Annotated in this window: 15 protein-coding genes and 1 pseudogene; 4 read left to right on the plus strand and 12 right to left on the minus strand. The window is 60.7% G+C overall.

What is annotated here, in order from left to right:
- On the plus strand, positions 1–859 hold an 859-nt coding region (locus DBR24_RS19685), incomplete at its 5' end, for a DUF6515 family protein (RefSeq protein ID WP_256591660.1).
- A 27-nt stretch (positions 860–886) separates the two neighbouring features.
- Here the strand turns inward: DBR24_RS19685 and DBR24_RS19690 are convergent.
- On the minus strand, positions 887–1,795 hold the full coding sequence (locus DBR24_RS19690) for a cation diffusion facilitator family transporter (RefSeq protein ID WP_128615582.1): 909 nt from the start codon (positions 1,793–1,795) through the stop codon (positions 887–889).
- Between the two features lie 22 nt (positions 1,796–1,817).
- Entirely contained in the window at positions 1,818–2,237 is a 420-nt protein-coding gene (locus DBR24_RS19695) for a polyribonucleotide nucleotidyltransferase (RefSeq protein ID WP_128615583.1), read from the minus strand.
- Between the two features lie 109 nt (positions 2,238–2,346).
- Here DBR24_RS19695 and hrpB point away from each other — a divergent pair, with 109 nt between their 5' ends.
- The gene (gene hrpB / locus DBR24_RS19700) at positions 2,347–4,866 is read left to right on the plus strand and encodes an ATP-dependent helicase HrpB (RefSeq protein ID WP_128615584.1); all 2,520 of its coding nucleotides are present in this window, start codon (positions 2,347–2,349) and stop codon (positions 4,864–4,866) included.
- A 30-nt stretch (positions 4,867–4,896) separates the two neighbouring features.
- On the opposite strand, the gene DBR24_RS19705 is transcribed toward hrpB, so the two are convergent.
- The 9 genes from DBR24_RS19705 to DBR24_RS19745 all read right to left on the minus strand — a co-directional run bounded on the left by DBR24_RS19705 (position 4,897) and on the right by DBR24_RS19745 (position 15,001).
- A complete protein-coding gene (locus DBR24_RS19705; protein WP_128615585.1) occupies positions 4,897–6,090 on the minus strand; it encodes a hypothetical protein in 1,194 nt (397 codons plus the stop codon).
- 112 nt (positions 6,091–6,202) lie between these two features.
- Complete coding sequence (locus DBR24_RS19710; protein ID WP_225931037.1) at positions 6,203–7,555, minus strand: aminotransferase class V-fold PLP-dependent enzyme; 1,353 nt, start codon at positions 7,553–7,555, stop codon at positions 6,203–6,205.
- A 17-nt stretch (positions 7,556–7,572) separates the two neighbouring features.
- A complete protein-coding gene (locus DBR24_RS19715; RefSeq protein ID WP_123463880.1) occupies positions 7,573–8,469 on the minus strand; it encodes an EamA family transporter in 897 nt (298 codons plus the stop codon).
- 31 nt (positions 8,470–8,500) lie between these two features.
- Positions 8,501–9,730, minus strand: a complete 1,230-nt coding sequence (locus DBR24_RS19720) for an acetyl-CoA carboxylase biotin carboxylase subunit family protein (RefSeq protein WP_128615586.1) — start codon at positions 9,728–9,730, stop codon at positions 8,501–8,503.
- A gap of 31 nt (positions 9,731–9,761) precedes the next feature.
- Complete coding sequence (locus DBR24_RS19725; protein ID WP_128615587.1) at positions 9,762–11,093, minus strand: acetyl-CoA carboxylase biotin carboxylase subunit family protein; 1,332 nt, start codon at positions 11,091–11,093, stop codon at positions 9,762–9,764.
- Positions 11,094–11,164: 71 nt separating this feature from the next.
- Positions 11,165–12,391, minus strand: a complete 1,227-nt coding sequence (locus DBR24_RS19730) for an acetyl-CoA carboxylase biotin carboxylase subunit family protein (RefSeq protein WP_256591662.1) — start codon at positions 12,389–12,391, stop codon at positions 11,165–11,167.
- A gap of 129 nt (positions 12,392–12,520) precedes the next feature.
- Positions 12,521–13,273 carry a hypothetical protein gene (locus DBR24_RS19735; protein ID WP_123463887.1) on the minus strand — a complete coding sequence of 251 codons (753 nt, stop codon included), beginning with the start codon at positions 13,271–13,273 and terminating at the stop codon, positions 12,521–12,523.
- Positions 13,274–13,335: 62 nt separating this feature from the next.
- Positions 13,336–13,644, minus strand: coding sequence for a 2Fe-2S iron-sulfur cluster-binding protein (locus DBR24_RS19740; RefSeq protein WP_128615589.1), 309 nt, complete (start codon positions 13,642–13,644; stop codon positions 13,336–13,338).
- A gap of 97 nt (positions 13,645–13,741) precedes the next feature.
- Positions 13,742–15,001, minus strand: coding sequence for an MFS transporter (locus tag DBR24_RS19745; RefSeq protein ID WP_256591663.1), 1,260 nt, complete (start codon positions 14,999–15,001; stop codon positions 13,742–13,744).
- Between the two features lie 154 nt (positions 15,002–15,155).
- Here DBR24_RS19745 and DBR24_RS19750 point away from each other — a divergent pair, with 154 nt between their 5' ends.
- Positions 15,156–15,611 carry a helix-turn-helix domain-containing protein gene (locus DBR24_RS19750; RefSeq protein ID WP_123463893.1) on the plus strand — a complete coding sequence of 152 codons (456 nt, stop codon included), beginning with the start codon at positions 15,156–15,158 and terminating at the stop codon, positions 15,609–15,611.
- Positions 15,612–15,643: 32 nt separating this feature from the next.
- On the opposite strand, the pseudogene DBR24_RS19755 reads toward DBR24_RS19750, so the two are convergent.
- Positions 15,644–16,549 (minus strand): annotated as a pseudogene (locus DBR24_RS19755) (LysR family transcriptional regulator); the annotation flags it as partial.
- A gap of 223 nt (positions 16,550–16,772) precedes the next feature.
- Between DBR24_RS19755 and DBR24_RS19760 the strand changes: the two are divergent.
- Positions 16,773–17,970, plus strand: a 1,198-nt coding sequence (locus tag DBR24_RS19760; protein ID WP_371921333.1) for an aldehyde dehydrogenase family protein, incomplete at its 3' end; no start/stop codon positions are given.

A 17,970-nucleotide genomic window follows, 5' to 3' on the forward strand; every position in this document is an offset into this window, starting at 1 on the left:
GCCGCAAAACCAGCCGCGGCCGCAGAACAACGAAATCATTCGGGGCGATAACAGCCGCCAGTTCGAACACAACGGCCAGCAGCGCAACAATGGTCAGTGGCAGAACCAGAACCGTGCGCCCAATCAGCCGGCTCCGGTGCATCAGGCGCCACCGCCGCCGTCGAACACGCTGCCGATCCAGCCACGGCCCGACACTGTGCGCCAGACCCAGGAGCCACGTCAGGGTTACTACCGCGACGAGCGTCCGCAAAATGGTTACCACAACCAGCAATGGCAAACCGGCAACCGGGGCAACGATAATCGCTGGCCCGGCCGTCCGGACGGGCATGGCAACGGTTGGGGCCCAGGTCCGCAATACCGCCCGGGGCATGTGATCGACCGCTTCCCGGATCGCGAATTCCGCGTGCCGTATCGCGGTCAGGATTACTTCTATTCCGGCGGCTACTGGTATCGCCCGCAAGGCCCGCGCTACATCGTCGTGCAGCCGCCGCGAGGGATCCGCACCCACTATCTGCCGGACTACGCCCGTGAAGTGTGGATCGGCGGTGCGCTGCTGTTCCTCGCGGCCGGTTCCTACTATGCGTATGAGGAAGCCAGTCAGGATTACGTGGTGGTCGAGCCGCCGGTGCAGCAACCACCGCAGCCGCAATCCCAGGGGTATGACGTCGAGGCCTATCCGGCCAATGGTCAGTCACCGGAACAGGTGCAGCAGGACGGCTACCAGTGCTACCAGTACGCGGTGCAGCAAAGCGGTTTCGATCCGCGTACCGCGACGTACCAACCGGCGCCTGAAGTGGTGCAGGCTTACCGCCAGGCTCAGGGCAATTGCCTGAGCAGTCGCGGTTATCAGGTCCAGTAAGAGCAGCTACGAGCTGCAAGTTTCCAGCTACAAGCTTGAAGCTTGCGGCTCGTGGCTTGAAGCTGCTTTTATCGGGTCAGCGTGCACCAGCACCTCGGCTCGCGGGTAGGCGGCGTGAATTGCATCGGCCGCCTGATCGCTGATGCCGTGGGCCACTGACAACGTCAGCTCCCCCGGCAACTCCAGGTGCAACTGCACGAACCAGTGGTTGCCCGAAATCCGCGTGCGCAAGTCATGCGCGCCCAACACGCCGGGTACGCCGCAGGCCAGTTCGAGCATGTGTTGGCTGACATCCGTCGGCAGCTCTTCATCCATCAGCACCGAAAAACTTTCCCGGGCGATCTGGATCGCACTCCACAAAATGTACGCGGCAATCCCCAGACCGAACCACGCATCCAGTTGATGAAAGCCCATGCCGGCGAGGATCAGCGCGAGCAGAATGCTGCCGTTGAGCAACAGGTCCGAGCGGTAGTGCAGCGAGTCGGCGCGCACGGCGTTGGAGCCGGTCTCCTTGATCACCCGATGTTGCAGCGTCAGCAATGCGGCAGTCAGCAACAGCGAGAATACGATCACGCCGATGCTCAGCCACGGTGCGCCCAGTGGCTCCGGTTGCTTGATCCGCTCGTAGGCTTGAAAGGCGATCAACACCGCACTGCCGCCGATGAACAGTGCCTGCGCCATGCCCGCCAGCGATTCGGCCTTGCCGTGGCCGTAACGGTGATCGTCATCGGCCGGGCGCAGCGCGTAATGCACCGCCAGCAGATTGAGCAGCGAGGTGACGCCATCCAGCGCCGAGTCGGTGAGGCCGGCGAGCATGCTCACCGATCCGCTGAGCCACCAGGCGATGGCTTTGGCGATGATCAGCGTGCAGGCCACCGCCACCGAGGCGCGGGTTGCCAACCGCAGCAGGCGGGCGTGTTCGGGGCTGGAGGTCATGAGTGCAGAGGTTCCTTGTGGATTAGGCGGCAGGTTGCAGGCCCAACATCGCCAGTTGCTGCGTGCTGCCCTTGTGCTGGATCAGCCGTGGATCGTCCAGCGGCAAGTGGCGGCCCAGTTCAGTTTCGAGAATAGCCTGCAACTTGAGGTTATTGACCTGACCGTCCGGGCCAATGGCTTGTTTCAACTTGGCCGGATCGACCTGGGCCGTGTGGCCTGGTTCGAAATAGATCGCGCCGGTGGTGAAGTCGACCGCGAACGCGATCAGGCCGGGAATGACGTAGATCAGCAGACCCAAGGCGTCGAGCACGGCAATCGCCGGGTCAATCTTGCCGTCGATCTGGCCGCGACGGTCCGGGTAGAAAATCGATCCGCAAGCGGTGATTTGGGTGAGCAGGGTGGCGACCAGTACACCGCCGATCAGGCGAGAAGGTAAGCGCATGGAAAATCTCCTGAGTCATCTGTTAACGAAGCTTCGTCTTGTGAAGTTAAGACCCTGACGAACACCTCGCAGTTCGCCGTTATACTCGCGCCTCTGTTTGGGAGCCAGCATGATTTCTTTGCCGATTGATGAAGTTTTACCCGCCCTGCGTGAAGCCTTGGCGACACGCCACGAAGCGGTGCTCGAAGCACCGCCCGGCGCCGGTAAAACCACCCGCGTGCCCTTGGCGTTGCTCAATGAGGCGTGGCTGGCCGGGCAGACCATTCTCATGCTCGAACCGCGCCGTCTCGCCGCGCGTGCGGCGGCTGAAAGACTGGCCAGCGAACTGGGCGAGAAGGTCGGTGAAACCGTCGGTTATCGCATCCGCCTCGACAGTAAGGTCGGCCCCGACACCCGTATCGAAGTGGTCACCGAAGGCATTCTCACCCGGCGCCTGCAGGACGATCCGGCACTGGAAGGCGTGGGCCTGCTGATCTTCGACGAGTTCCACGAACGCAGCCTCGATGCCGATCTGGCATTGGCCCTGAGTTTGAACGGCCGCGAACTGTTCCGAGCTGAACAGCCGCTGAAGATTTTGCTGATGTCCGCCACGCTGGAGGGCGAGCGCCTGTCCGGGTTGCTCGATGACGCGCCGATCCTGCGCAGTGAAGGGCGCATGTTCCCGGTGACCATGCGCTGGGGGCGGCCGTTCCAGCCCGGCGAATACATCGACCAGCGCGTGACCCAGACCGTCCTCGAAGCCCTGCACGATGAGACCGGCAGCCTGCTGGTGTTCCTTCCGGGGCAGGCGGAAATCCGTCGCGTGCATCAGCAGTTGAGTGATGCCATTGGCGAGCGCAGCGATGTTTTGCTGTGCCCGTTGCACGGTGAACTGGACCTGAATGCCCAGCGCGCCGCCATCGACCCGGCCCCGGCGGGCAAGCGCAAAGTGGTGCTGGCGACCAACATCGCCGAGACCAGTCTGACCATCAATGGCGTGCGCGTGGTGATTGATGCCGGGCTGGCGCGGGTGCCGCGTTTCGATCCCGGCAGCGGCATGACCCGACTCGACACGCAGCGCATTTCCAAGGCCAGTGCCACACAGCGCGCAGGACGGGCGGGGCGTCTGGAGCCGGGGGTGTGTTATCGCTTGTGGTCGCAGGATCAGCACGAGCAACTCGCCGCTTACGGCAGTGCGGAAATCCTCTCGGCGGATCTGGCCAGCCTTGCCCTGCAGCTTGGTCGCTGGGGCGTGACCCCGGGCGAACTGGTCTGGCTGGATGTTCCGCCGGCGGCAGCGTATGCCCAGGCGCAGGATCTGTTGCAGCGCTTGGGTGCACTTGAAGATAAAGCGCTGACTGCCCACGGTCAGGCCATGGCCGAGCTGCCGGCACATCCGCGCATCGCCCATCTGTTGCTGCGCGGTCAGGCGCTGGGGCTGGCGAACATGGCGTGCGACGTCGCGGCACTGCTCGGCGAGCGCGATATTCTGCGGGGGGCCGGCGCGGATCTGCACAGCCGATTGCTCCTGCTCTGCGGTGAGGAGCGCGCGGCGCGCGGTGCTCAGGGGGGCGTGCAACGTGCGCGGCAACTGGCGCGACAATATCGTGGTTACTTGCGCGGCAAGGTCAGCGCGCCGGTCAGCGATCCTGATCATCCGCGCTGGCTCGGTGCGCTGCTGGCGCTGGCCTACCCGGACCGCGTCGCCCAACAGCGTCGCGCCGGTGGCGCGGAATATCGTCTGGCCAATGGACGCGCTGCGCTGTTCGCCGAAGCCGACAGCCTGATGAAGGAGTCGTGGATTGTGATTGCCGACCTCGGCAGCCGACAGGGCCAGCGCGAGGAACGGATTTATCTGGCGGCTGATTTCGATCCGGCGCTGTTCGACTCAGTGTTGGCCGAACAGGTGAGCTGTGTCGATCAACTGGACTGGGACGAGCGCGAAGGTGTGTTGCGCGCCGAGCGCCAGCGCAAGGTCGGCGAACTGATCCTCAGCCGTGAACCGTTGACCGGTCTCGACGAAGCGGCGCGCAGTCAGGCGCTGGTCAATCTGGTGCGACGCAAAGGTCTGGAGCTGCTGCCGTGGACGCCGGAGCTGCGTCAGTGGCAGGCGCGGGTCGCTTTGCTGCGGCAATTGGACCTCGACGCTCAGGCCGAAAGCCAATGGCCGGATGTCAGCGATGCGACGTTGCTGAACACGCTGGAGCATTGGTTAATGCCTTACTTGGGCAAGGTCTCGCGGCTCAGTCATTTCGCCAATCTGGACCTGTCGAGCATCGTGCGCAATCTGCTGCCGTGGCCGTTGCCGCAGAAGCTTGATGAGCTGGCGCCACATCACCTCAGCGTGCCGTCGGGATCGTCGGTACGCCTGGATTACAGCGAGTCACCGCCGATTCTTGCCGTGCGTTTGCAGGAGCTGTTCGGCCTTGCCGAGACGCCGCGAATTGCCGGCGGGCGGCAAGTGGTCAAGTTGCACCTGTTGTCGCCGGCGCGGCGGCCGGTGCAGGTGACACAGGATCTGGCGAATTTCTGGCGCAGCACGTACGCCGAAGTGAAGAAGGATTTGAAGGGGCGGTATCCGAAGCACTATTGGCCGGATGATCCGTTGGTGGCCGAGGCCACCGCGCGGGCGAAACCCCGGGGCACTTGAGCCGGGGCTGCGCCAACACGGTTCGCCGCCTCAGGCGCCCACGGCCGCGGTGCTCGAAGGTCCTCGGGCGAAACGTGTAGCCGAGGTCTGCAACAGCAGCGCGACGCTCAGTGTCACCAGCAGGAACGGGAGCAGCCAGGCATTGTCGATCATGGCCAGTTGCAGGCTGAGGATCAGCAGCAGAACCGGCGTCGCCAGGGCATTCGCCCGGCTGACATACAACCCCACCGCGGCCTCGCTGTAGCGGCAGGCAATGGCGACGCGGATATGCACCCGCGCCCCACCGAACGCCATGCCCAGGATCAGCAGGCTCAGTGCCTTGAGAAGCAGATTGTCCGGCATCAGCAACCACATCAATGTGGCGATCAGCGCCAGTGCAATCAGGCCTGACAGATAGGCCGTCAGATTACGTCCGGTATTGGCGATGATCACCAGCACGCCGATCAGCGCCATGCCCAGACCGAACACGGCATCGAGCACGCCCAGTTCAAACAGGGCCCAGCCGTGGCTCGCCACATACACCGGCAGCATGAAATTGAATGCCCCGAGGATTGGCCAGATCAGTACCATCGGCACAAACAGCGTCAGTGGCAGTCTGGTCGCAGCTGTGACTTCGACAGTGGTCTGCACCGCCGAGGGCTGACTGTGACGGGTAAAGCAAATCGCGGCGACTATAAAGAAGCCGGCGCTGAGCACCAGCGAGAAACCCATGCCGCTCAGAATCGGCATCAAACCTGCCGCCAGTAAAGGTCCGGTCATCAGTGCGGCCTGACTGGTCGCCGTGGTCGCACCGCTGATCCGCCGCACTCTGGTTTCATCCATGCCCCTTTGAATCTGGGCGAACCACATATCCAGGCTGGCCTCCAGCGACATGATCATCAGCCAGGCAAACAGATTGGTGATCAGCAGGCCGAGGGTGAAATCCCGCGACACGCCCGATATCAGGGCCAGACCGGCCAGCCCCAGCACAAACCAGCTGCTCATCTGCCGTCCGTTCATACGCAGCGACAGTCGCTTGATCATCGCTGGCGTGATGAACGCCGGAATGAACGAGCAGAAAATCGCCAGCGCCAAAGGCAGGTATCCGCCTTCGTCCTGGTTGAGGATGGTCCAGGTCAGCGAGACCATCAGTGCACCGGAAAACAACCGATAAACCGTCGAGCAGAACAGGAACATGACCAGTTCTTTTGCAGCGTTGCGGGAGACGGCGGATTTTTCGTTCATGTAATCGATCCTTGCCCTTGGGCACGCGGCGATTCTTCAATTGAATGGCGAACGTCGGCGCCCGCACCGGCGTTGAGCCAGTGCGGGCAACCGATGTCGGTTCGAGCGGGTGTCAGACCAGAGTGCGCATCACTTTGAGGGTTTTTTCGATGTCTTCGGGCGAGTTGATGATCCCGGCCGAGAAGCGCACCGTCGAATGCCGATAAGGCGTGGCACTGGCAATGATCTTCTGTTCCTTGAGCCTGGCGACGATCTCCTTGGGGCTGCGATCCTTGACATCGCAGCAGACAAAACCTGCGGAGAACTGTGCAGAGCGTGGTGTGTGCAAATACACGTTGGGCAGCTTCGCCAGGCCTTCCTTCAACTGGCCATTGAGTTGCGCGATGCGATCGGCAATGCGCTTGCGCCCGATCTGCTGGATGAACTTGAACGCCTCGATCATCGCCCACTGGTTTTCAAACGCAAGGAAACCGCCGGGACTGACCCAGGCTGCCTGCGTCTGCCCCTGTGGATCGCGTTGCTCGCGCCAAGCGTTGGCGGGTTCTGCGGCCATGATCGTGGGAATGGTCGGCGTGATGTGTGCCCATTGACCTTCACGCGCCCAGACCAGGCCGGTACCGTGCGGCCCGAGTATCCATTTATGCGTGCCGGCGCTGAAAAAATCGCAACCCAGGCTCGCCACTTGCGCCTCGGAGCAGCCGAAGCCATGTACACCGTCGATCACGTAGATGATTCTGTCCGCCTCGGCCCGATCGCGATTGACCCGCGCCACCAGTTCGCCAATTTCCCGAGCCGGCAACCGTACGCCGGTGCCGGAATGCACCCAGGTCATCGCCAGAATGCGCGTGTGCGGCTTGATGGCCTTTTCAATGCGCGCGACGATCGCGTCGACGCTGACATCGTCCGGCCCCTGGTAGAGGTCGATTCGGCGAATGCTGCCGCCCCACTTGACTACCGCCAGACGCATCGCCTCGTCGTGGGTGTACCACTCGTGGTTGGTGGTCAGGATTTCCTGGTGGGGTGCAAGCTTCAGGCCGTTGTAGACCATCGACAGGCCCTGCGTGGTGCTGGTGGTCAGGGCGATGTCCTCGGCACGTCCGCCGGTATAGTCGGCAGCCGCAGCGCAGACCTTGCGCCAGACCATGTCCTGCGGTGAGGCGAACATGTTGTCTTCGAGATAGGTGTACGGGTTTTCGTCGAACGCCTGCCGGTGGCGAGCCATAGCCTCGCGCACAGGCCTGGGGTTTGAGGCAAGAAAGAAGTTGGAAATGTGCACGAATTCCGGCGCCAGATTGAACTGCGCCCGCACGGATGCCCAATCATTGGGGTTCAGTGCTGTTACTACGTTATCCGGAGCAGGCTGGTTACTCGCCTGTGCCCCTCCTGCCACGCCTGCCATCATGCTGCCTCCCACCAGGGTCGCCCCCATGGCGGCCCCCACGAACTCACGTCTTCCCAGACTCATACCCATTCCCTATCGATTCATATTGAAGTGCGCGCAGAACGCGCAAACACAGTATTGAAAATTCGCTGTCCATAGAGGCCGACGGCCAGACCGAGCACGATCAGCACCACTGCCATGACCTTACTCGCCGGTACGCTCTCGTGAAAGATCAGTACCGAACCGAGCATGCCGAAAATCGGCACCAGCAACGACAGGGGCGCGACCGTCGAAACCGGGTAGGTTTTGAGCAGCGAGTTCCAGATCCAGTAAGCGAACAGCGTGTTCGGGTAGACCTGAAACAGGATCGACAACACGGCGGTTGCATCGACCTGGTTGACGAACGTGGTGTAGCCGGCGCTGCCGTTCACCGCGTAGTCGAGTGCGAACAGCGGGATCGGTGCAAAGGCACTGGACCAGACCAGAAACCCGAAGACCTCCTTGGTGCTGGCCTTCTTGTTGATGATATTGGCGACGCTCCAGGAGGCCGCACCCACCAGCACCAGCAATACCCCGGGCAGACTGACCGTGCCATCGCTGATCATGATGATGCACAGCAATCCGCCCAGTGCGATCAACATGCCCAGTACCTGAAAGCGGGTGAGGGCTTCCTTGAACACCCAGCCGCCGAGCAGGATCGTGAAGAACGCGCTGAATTGCAGCACCAGCGACGCGATGCCCGCCGAGAGCCCGGCCTTGATGCCCAGGTTGACGATGCCCCACAGGCCGATGCCGAACACCAGCCCGTAACCGATGATGTAGCGCCATGGCACGTTTGGTTTGCGAATGAAAAAGATCGCCGGTAACGCACAGAGACTGAAGCGGATGCCCGCGAGAATGAACGGATCGACGGTGGCCAGTCCCAGTTTGATCACCGAGAAGTTGACACCCCAGATTGCCGTTATCAGTACAGCCAATACTACGTGCAGTGGTTTCATTGTTGAGTCGCCTTCATGAGGATGGGCCGGATCATGCGACCGATGTCAGGTTTTCTGCGAGGTACACCCGGGAAAACAGAGTTTGCATCCAGGCCTTGGTCTGTAGCGGGTCTGCGGTCTTGACGATACCTGCCAGAGGGGCTTCGAACGCCGAATAGGTCACATGGCCCGGTAACAGCGCACCGGTCTGCAGCTCGTTCCATTGCACAACCAATGGGCTGGCGCGAAAGTCCTCCGCGCCTTCCAGACCTTGATAAATGCGCTGGTGGTGGGTGTGCCCGGGGAACACAAACCAGCCATAACCCAGATCCGGCTGCTGTGCGCTGAGCGGGAGTTTGTCCACCAGTCCTTCGACATGAATGCGCAGCTCCAGCGATGGCAGGTGGATACCGGTCGCCAGCTCGTAAGTCGCGACTACATCGGCGCCGCCGACGCGGTTGCCGACTTCGAGGAATACCGGGTCGTCCCCCTCCATGATGGCCTCGAGATGGAAGGCGCCGTTGCGGATCTGCACCGCATCCAGAACGGCACTGACCCACATTTGCATCGGCGTGGTGGTTTCCAGGTGCCACGAGCCCAATGGATGGCCGCGCTCCATGTAATCCAGGCAGGTGCCGACATATTGGCTCGAGAGCATGGTGAGAATTCGCCCGTCCTGAACCAGCCCATCGAAGTGGCGGATGGGCCCGCTGATAAATTCTTCAACCTGAAATTCATCAATGTTCAGGGACAGATCGCTGATCTTGCGACTGATCTCGTCAAATGCGCGTGCAGGCTGCTGATGGATGCTGACGTCCATGCTCGACGCGCCGCTGTGCGGCTTGAGCACGGTGGCTCCCTGCCACGGCACCTGGCCGTTGAGCGCCAGGTAGCGATCAAGCGGCATGAACTGCGGCACCCGCAGATTTCCCGCTGCAACGGCGGCCTTCATGTCCAGCTTGTTGCGCGCCAGATTCACCGCCGCCAGCGACGCGCCTTCGACGTTCAGCGCCTCGCGCAAGCGTGCCGCGTCGAGCAATTCGTACTCGGACATCGAGATGATCCGGTCAAATGACTGTGGAAACTGCGCCAGCCATTGCAGGGCCTCTTCGCAGGCACTGGCCTCTCCCGGGCGAATCACGCGCTGGCAGCGCAGGTCGCTCGGCAGCGTATCGATCGCCGCTTGTTTGCCCAGATAAGTGACATCGTGCAGGTCATGATTGATGCCACGGTGGTACTCGATGCGCGGGTAGGGCACCCGGTGAAGAATGAGAATTTTCATGCAAACGGTCTCGCAGCGAAAAGGGCAGGGATCAGGACGCAACTTTCAACAGCAACTCGGGCGCCAGGCAGCGCTCCAGAACCAACAACCATTGCTCGCGCAGCACCCGCACCAGATCGCGGATATCAACCGATGGGGCGTGCAGCGCGACACAGGCCTGGGCGACGAAGTCGCTGTTGTCTCGGGGGATGGCATGGATCAACCGTGGCTCGCCGGCGATCCAGGTGCTTTCGAGCAGGGCGATGTCGTCTCTGGACAGCGCCAGTTCCTCTGCCGCCCGTGTCAGTGTGTCGCGGACCAGCACCTGTACATCGCCTAGCGTGGTCACGTCGATCGTCACATCGTGCGGCACACCGAACATCACCGTCGCGGCGCTGCAGGTGGCGGCAGGCAGTTCTTCCGGCACAGGCCCGGCGAATACCGAGTCAACCCATGCCGCGTACAGGTCAAGCCCATGGACGGCGTGCGCCAGGGTCCAGATCTTCATGCCGCCAGGACGCCGGTTTGGCTCAATCACCGCTGTCTGGTCGCCGCTGTCGCTGAGTTTGATCTCGTTGTGAAACGGCCCGATGCGTTGGCCGACCAGGCGGTTGACCTGCTCGCCGGCATTGCGAATGGCCAGTCGCTCCTGTTCACTGAGGCGCGCCGGCAGAATTTGCGCGACCTCAACCGGATAGCGCCCGCTGGCACTGACTTTTTCAGTGACAAACCACAGTTTGCCCAAGCCGTCATAAGAGAACTCGCGGGTGAATGTGATGAAAGCTTCGGCCAGCACACCGCCGTCCAGATAAGGTGCGACTTCCGTGAACGCCTGCTCACAGTCGCCACCCGCTGAAACCACCACCACACCGCGATTGTTGCCCTCACACGCAGGCTTTATCACGAAGCTGCCTTGCTGACGCGCTGCAAAATTGCGTACGTCGTGCAAACCGTCGATCCGTACGAAATCCGGCAGTGTCACCCCCAACTGGTTCAACTGCGTACGGACGCGATCTTCGGCGGTGCGGTACGCCAGTTTGTCAAAGGCCGCCAGGGCCATTGCGGCATCGTCTACCGGCAAGCCGAGGCGCTCCAGCAGCGCCGCGCCACTGGCGACCGCGTTGTCGGAAAAGACCAGCCCGGCGCTGATCCGGCCCGCATCGTCGCCCAGCAGATTCAGTGCCTGATCGACGAAGTCGGGGTGCAGCGGATCGGCATCGAACACACGATCGCTGATGGTCCGGTCATGGTCCTGAGGGTTGGCTCTGATCAGCCAGGTCTGCGCGCCCCACTGTTGGCGGGCGTAGTCTCGCAGGTGCAGCACATCGCCGATCCGGCTCAGGTTGTAGTCCACTATCAGTAATACAGGCGCTCGCAACGGCATGTTTGTTTCTTCCTCATCCGTGGGGGTAGTCATCGGCAGCAGTCTTGTTCAGGCGATCGCCAGGGTTGTTATTAATGGCTGTCGGGCTGATAGCGGATATCCAGCGCGGTCGCGCTGATAGTGGCCAGACGTTCAAGCTCGGTTGCGCGGTTGGCGCGCTCGAACGTCCACAACAATTGCCCGAGGAACACTTCACGGGCGTGCGCTGGAATCACATCGCCGGCCTTGAGCAGCACGTGCTGCACCACCGGGGCCAGCGGCAATGGGTTAAGCGTCACTGAACTCAAGGTTCCCGGCTCGGCGAAGTACACCCGAAAGAACGTTGCTACGGACTGTGCACTGGTACCGTCCGCCTGCCACTCGAACTGCGCCAGATGCCGCACAAGATCTTCGCGCAGCGCAGTGTCGTCCTGGCTGGCGAGCAGCAGGTCGAGCCACAGTGAAAGCATGCTGTGTCCGTGGGTTACTGCTTCGACGCTGTGCGAGATCAGGCTGCCGCCGACGCGCGGGTTGATTTCGATCAGATCCCAGTGCTGCCCCGAAAAGCGTGCCTCCACGTGGTAGCAACCCCACTTCAGCGCCATGCAAGCCAATACATCCTTCAGCCATTGCAGCCCTGCGGCGATCTGCGCCTGATCAAGGCTGGCCGGTGGCGTGGTGCAGCTGTCTTCAAGCACCGTCGCGGCGGTCTCGGTCACTTCGTATTTCTCATGGATGGCCACGACATGCGCCTGACCATCGACCAGCAATGTCTCGAAACTGAATTCATGACCGGCGATGTAATCCTCGGCCATGAACGTCAGCCCATCGTTGAACGCCGAGGCATATACCGTGTCTTCGGCCGAGGCCAGACGCAGGTCCTCAAGGGCATTCCACGTAGTGTCTTTGCGCATGGGAAAGGCTGCGTAGGAGGCGATCCCATGAACCGGTTTGATGAAATAACGCTGATCCTGCGCCTTGAGCCGTTCCAGCACGGACTCGGTCAGGGCATAGGCGTTAGCGTGCGACAGGCCTTTTTCGGCCAGTCGGTTACGGACATTGAGCTTGTTGCGCAGGGCCAATGCCTGCCCGGCGTCCATGTCGTAAGTGCCAAGCGAAGCGTTGGCAGCAGCCATCAGGTGGCGATAGCCTTCCCACACGCTGATGCAGCAACTGACCTGTTCACCAGACTTGCGCAGAGTCTCAAGGGCGGTCTGCACATCCTCCAGCTTCAACTGGTGGGAGTCGGTGGTGTAGAGCCGGTCCGCCCAGGCATGAATCTGCTCCAGGCGTTCCGGTATATGTTCTGGAAGCGGCAATGAAGACAGCACGAAACACCGGAGCTTTCGTCGATGAAGCTCCTGCTTCAGGTCTTCCAGGAAAGAAAAGCCGCAGTGGCTCAGGATCAGAACACCGGGTCGATTTGAATTCATTGCCTGCTCCATGGCTTAAGCAGCCTTGTCTTGCGGCTTGGCCAGGGTGTTGAGGTACAGCTTGTTGAAGAACATCGCGAGAATCGTCTGGTGCTCCTCGAGGTATTTTTTCAGTGCTGCGATGTCCTGCTCGTCCTTGATCAGGAAGCGCAGGGCCGCCCAGACTTCACCCGGGTGGTCATCATTGATGTCGGTATGCGAGTGGGATACCTGACCGGCGATGTTGGTTTCGCCCACCGAGGATTTGAGCGCTTCAAGTTTACGGGGCTCGAGTTTCACGTTGACGTACTCAACCAGGTAGGAATAAGCGACGACGCCAAGCGGCCCTTCATGATCCAGCAGGTAGGAAAAGAAACCGACCAGCAGTTTGGTCTCCAGGTACGGTTCGGTGGCGAGGAACTCCTCACGGCTGACGCCGATGCGGGTCAGGTCGGCGATGAACAGTTCGTCATGCAGCATTTCCTCTTGCTCGTAGTGAGCCCAGATCTGTGCTGCTGCAGGGCTGATCTTGGCCACTTCCGCCAGCGCCTTGGATTCAGCCACCCGCAGCAGGCGGATGCGCCATGCGGTTTCAATCAGGTGGCGCTTGTAGTACTCGCTGTTAACGTCCTTGCCTTCCAGATGCGCGGCCTCAGGAACGGTGGCGAACCATTGCTCTACTTGGCCGTCGATGATCTTGTCGATCTCTGCACGCAGGCCAGCCGAGCCGGCAGCGCTGAGGAACGGGGTGGTATCACCATAGCCAACATTTTTTACACGGTTAAGCATGAATAAGTCCTTTTTAGTTTATTTGAAACGCTTTGATTGAAACCGCAGTTAAACGCCAACGCTTAGCCAATTATTTCAATGGCTACTTTTCCTTTTAACAGGCACTGACAGGCCAGCCGGTATTCTTCACCGCTGTAACCCAACACCTCGATAAAAGTCTCTTCATCGTCATCGCGAGGACTTACCGCCTCGAAACCTGATGTAATCCTGATCAAACAAGCACCGCACGCCCCGATACGACAGCCCAGCGGGATGATGTTCTTGCCGTCACGTTCATATTCGATATCCGTGAACGGGGCGTTGGTTGGTAACTCAAACTCAATTTTATTCGCTGTAGTAGAAGTAACGGTTAGTGTGTGAAACCCTTCCATACATGCCTCATTTAATTGTTTAAGTTCGTGTGGCAGGCACACAGTTTCACGCCAAAGCCCGGCAGGCCATGGAAAGCAATTTTAAATACTCAGGAAGTTAGCGAGATGTCATTTGCAGATATAACCAGTACAACAACGCTGTACCACTGAACGCTGCGCCCAACAGGCAAACAGCGACCCAGCCAAAGTGGGCGTAAGTGTAAGTTGCCGCAATGGCACCGAGACCGCTGCCCACGGAGTAGAAGGTCATGTAGGCGCCGACCAGGCGGCTTTGCGCATCCGGCCGGGCGGCGAAAATCAGGCTCTGGTTGGTCACGTGCACGGCCTGCACTGCAAAGTCCAGCAAGACCACACCGATGACCATGGCCAGCAATGAGCTTTCAACAAACGCGGTGGGTAACCAGGACACGGTCAACAGCACCAGCGCAATGCCTGTGGTGCGATTGCCCAAACCCTGGTCGGCCAACCGGCCGGCCCGTGCAGCGGCCAGTGCGCCTGCAACCCCTGCCAGACCGAACAAGCCAATCTGAGTGTGGGAAAGTGACAGTGGCGGCGCACTTAGCGGCAGGACCATGGCGGTCCACAATACGCTGAATGCAGCGAATATCAGCAGGGCGAAGGTCCCCCTGACGCGCAGCGTCGGTTCGGTCAGATACAACTGCAAGACCGAGCGCAGCAACTGCAGATAACTGCCTTTGGCCGGTGGCTTGGTCGACGCCGGCATGGTGCGATAGAGCACCAGCGCCATGCTGATCATCAAGGCTGCCGAGACAAAGTAAACCCCGCGCCAGCCCGCCAGATCGGCCACCGCGCCAGAGACGAAGCGCGCCAGCAAAATGCCCAGCACGACGCCACTGGTCACCGTGCCAATGGCTTCGCCGCGTTGTTCGGGACTGGCCAGTGTCGCCGCGTAGGCAACCACCACTTGCACGACCACCGCCATCAGTCCGACCAGCACCATCGCGCCGAGCAGCATGCCCCAATCCTGTGCCAGTCCGACGGCACACAATGCCGCGGCCGACAGCAGCATCTGCGTGAGGATCAGTCCCTTGCGATTGAGCAGATCGCCCAAGGGGACGATGAACAACAGACCGACTGCGTAACCGGCCTGAGTGGCCGTGACCACCACACCGATGGTGCCGGGCGATACCGACAGACTGGCTGCCATCGACTCCAGCAGTGGTTGCGCGAAGTAGACGTTTGCCACGGCCATGGCGCAGGTAATTGCAAAGAGAAATGTCTGGTAACGACTCAGGCCAGGTGTGGTTGCATGCTCCTGAGGGGACTGAACAGTGCCGCCACCGGCTGATTTTTCGGCTTCGACGTCCATAATCGAAGGCTTTCGAGGGTTCAGCATCATCATTCCATCCTTGGGAATAACTGGTTTTTAAACAAAACCGATGCGTTGATTTTTATCAAAACTGGTTTTAATCTACAACTAGTTTTTCAAAATATTTTCTTCTGACGTTAGAACAGTTCTGACGCACTTTATTAATCAACACTGGAGACTCATGGCTAGGCAGCAGCTACTGGCACAAAGCGAATGCCCTGTGGCCCGAACGCTTGAAGCTATCGGTGATCGTTGGGTTTTGATGATCATCCGTGACGCCTTCGATGACGTCCGTCGTTTCAGCGAATTTCAAAAGCGCCTGGGCCTGGCGAAAAACGTCCTCACGGTGAAACTCAAACGGTTGGTCGAGCTCGGTGTCTTCGAGGTCCAGCCTGCATCCGACGGCACCGCCTACAAGGAGTATGTGCTGACCGAGATGGGGCGTTCGGTGTTTCCGATCGTGATCAGCATGCGTCAGTGGGGCGAGCGCTTCCTGTTCAGCAAGGGCGAGAGCTATTCGATACTGCTGGACAACGAGCACGCTGAGCAGATCGAGATCATTGAGGTGCGATCGAGGGCGGGCAAGGTATTGGGCCCGGCCGATTGCCATCGGCGTGTGGTCAAGCGCCGCAGTTGAATGTTCGCCATGGCCCGTGCGGGGCAGGCGCCAGCCTTGCGTGTCAGTTGTTCGCGGCAATAATCGGCGAACAACTGCGCCGGCTTGGTCAGTTGCCCACGTTTGAGCCACGCCGCTACCAGGCCTGAACCGGTGACATCTTCGACAATGTCGACGCACACCACTTTCTTGCCGTCATAGGTGCACTCCGAGTGCGGCTTCGTCACCAGCACCGAGAAGCCGAACCCCTGGCCGACCATGCCGCGGACCATTTCGATCGACGGTGAGCTGAACTCGATGCGCGGGGTCAGGCCGAGTTCTTCGAACAGGCTGACGAAGTATGTCCGGCTCGGCTGCACATCGAGCAGGATCATCGGCTCCAGACACAAATCCCGCAGCGACACTTGCTTGTATTCGGCGAAGCGGTGATCGGCCGGCAGCAGTGCATAAGGGCGCTGCGCCGGCATCAGGGGTTCGGTCTGAATGGTCGCGTCCAGTTCGTGTTCGTACAAGATGACCAGATCGAACGCACCCGATGTCAGGCCTTGCACCAGTTCCTGTTGTTCACCGTCGCGGATGCGGATTTTCACCCCCGGATACAGCGCGCAAAACCCGGCGATCAATTGCGGCAGGTACAGCGGGGCGACGGTTTCGAAGCAGCCGATGTCGATCTGCCCGGCGACGATGTCGTTGTCGGCCAGGGCGTTCTGTTCGAACTCTTTGGCCATGCGCAGCAGTTCCTGCGCCTTGCGCAGAAAGCGTGCGCCGCTGGGCGTCAGGGACACGCCCTGGGCGTGATGGCGGATCAGCAGTTGCACGGCGAAGCTGTCTTCCAGTGCCTTGATCGCGGTGGAAATGGCCGGTTGGGCGATGTACAGCTTGCGCGACGCCTCGGCAACGCTGCCGCATTCGACGGTGGTAATGAAGTATTTGAGCTGACGCAAATTGTAGGCGGCCACGGCAAACCTCTGGACGAGCGGACTCGACTTCCAAGCAATTTGTGCGCCGCCACGTCCGCTGCGCGACGATGTATTTATCTTTCAACCATAGCCATCTGGCCCGCGTTTGGGGCAAGTCATTGCCCAGTGTTTTTATTGCCTGCGAAGATATTTTTACTGGTTTTAGCCCGCACCGCCCTGAGCGACCATCAATGCACAATTAAAGCCCAGGGAGCATCCGAACGTGTTCGAGCTTGCAGAATGGCAGCGCCGCGCCGTTGCATTGAAGTTTCCCGATCAAGCCGTGATCGACGGCCAACCCTGCGCCGCACAATCGGGGCAGACCTTCGCCGCGATGAATCCCGCTACCGGGCAGTTGCTGGCCAATGTCGCGGCCTGTGGCGAGGCGGATGTCGATGCGGCGGTGCGCAATGCACGACAGGTGTTCGAGGCCGGTACCTGGTCACAACGCCCACCGGCGGAGCGCAAACAGGTGCTTCTGAAACTGGCCGATCTGCTGCTGAACCACCGCGAAGAACTGGCCCTGCTCGATTCGCTGAACATGGGCAAACCGGTGATGGATGCCTACACCATCGACGTGCCGGGCGCCGCCGGGGTGTTTCGCTGGTACGCCGAAAGCATCGACAAACTCTACGATCAGATTGCCCCCGCCGCGTCCAGCGTGCTGGCGACCATTACCCGTGAAGCACTGGGGGTGGTCGCCGCGGTGGTACCGTGGAATTTTCCGCTGGACATGGCCGCGTGGAAACTCGCGCCGGCGCTGGCGGCGGGCAATTCGGTGATTCTCAAACCGGCGGAGCAATCACCGTTTTCGGCGTTGCGTCTGGCCGAACTGGCACTGGAGGCCGGACTGCCGGCAGGTGTGCTCAACGTGTTGCCGGGGCTGGGTGAACAGACCGGCAAGGCGTTGGGCCTGCACCCGGATGTCGATTGTCTGGTGTTCACCGGCTCGACGCAGGTCGGCAAATATTTCATGCAGTATTCGGCGCAGTCCAACCTCAAACAGGTCTGGCTGGAGTGCGGCGGCAAGAGTGCCAACCTGGTGTTCGCCGATTGCCGCGATCTGGATCTGGCAGCGGAGAAAGCCGCGTTCGGGATCTTTTTCAATCAGGGTGAAGTGTGTTCGGCCAACTCGCGTCTGTTGGTTGAACGCGCTATTCACGATGAGTTTGTCGAGCGCCTGAAAGCCCAGGCCGAGCGCTGGCTGCCGGGGGATCCACTTGACCCGCAAAGCCGTGCCGGAGCCATCGTCGATCACCGGCAGACGGCGAGCATCCTGCGCGCCATTCACGGTGCCACCCAGTCGGGGGCGACCTTGGTCTGTGGCGGTCAGCAACGGCGTTTCAACGGCTCGGACAACTTCATCGAACCGACGATTTTTACCGGCGTCAGCGCCGACATGCCGCTGTTTCGTGAAGAGG

Source organism: Pseudomonas sp. HMWF006, from assembly GCF_003061205.1.
Taxonomy (GTDB): domain Bacteria; phylum Pseudomonadota; class Gammaproteobacteria; order Pseudomonadales; family Pseudomonadaceae; genus Aquipseudomonas; species Aquipseudomonas monsensis.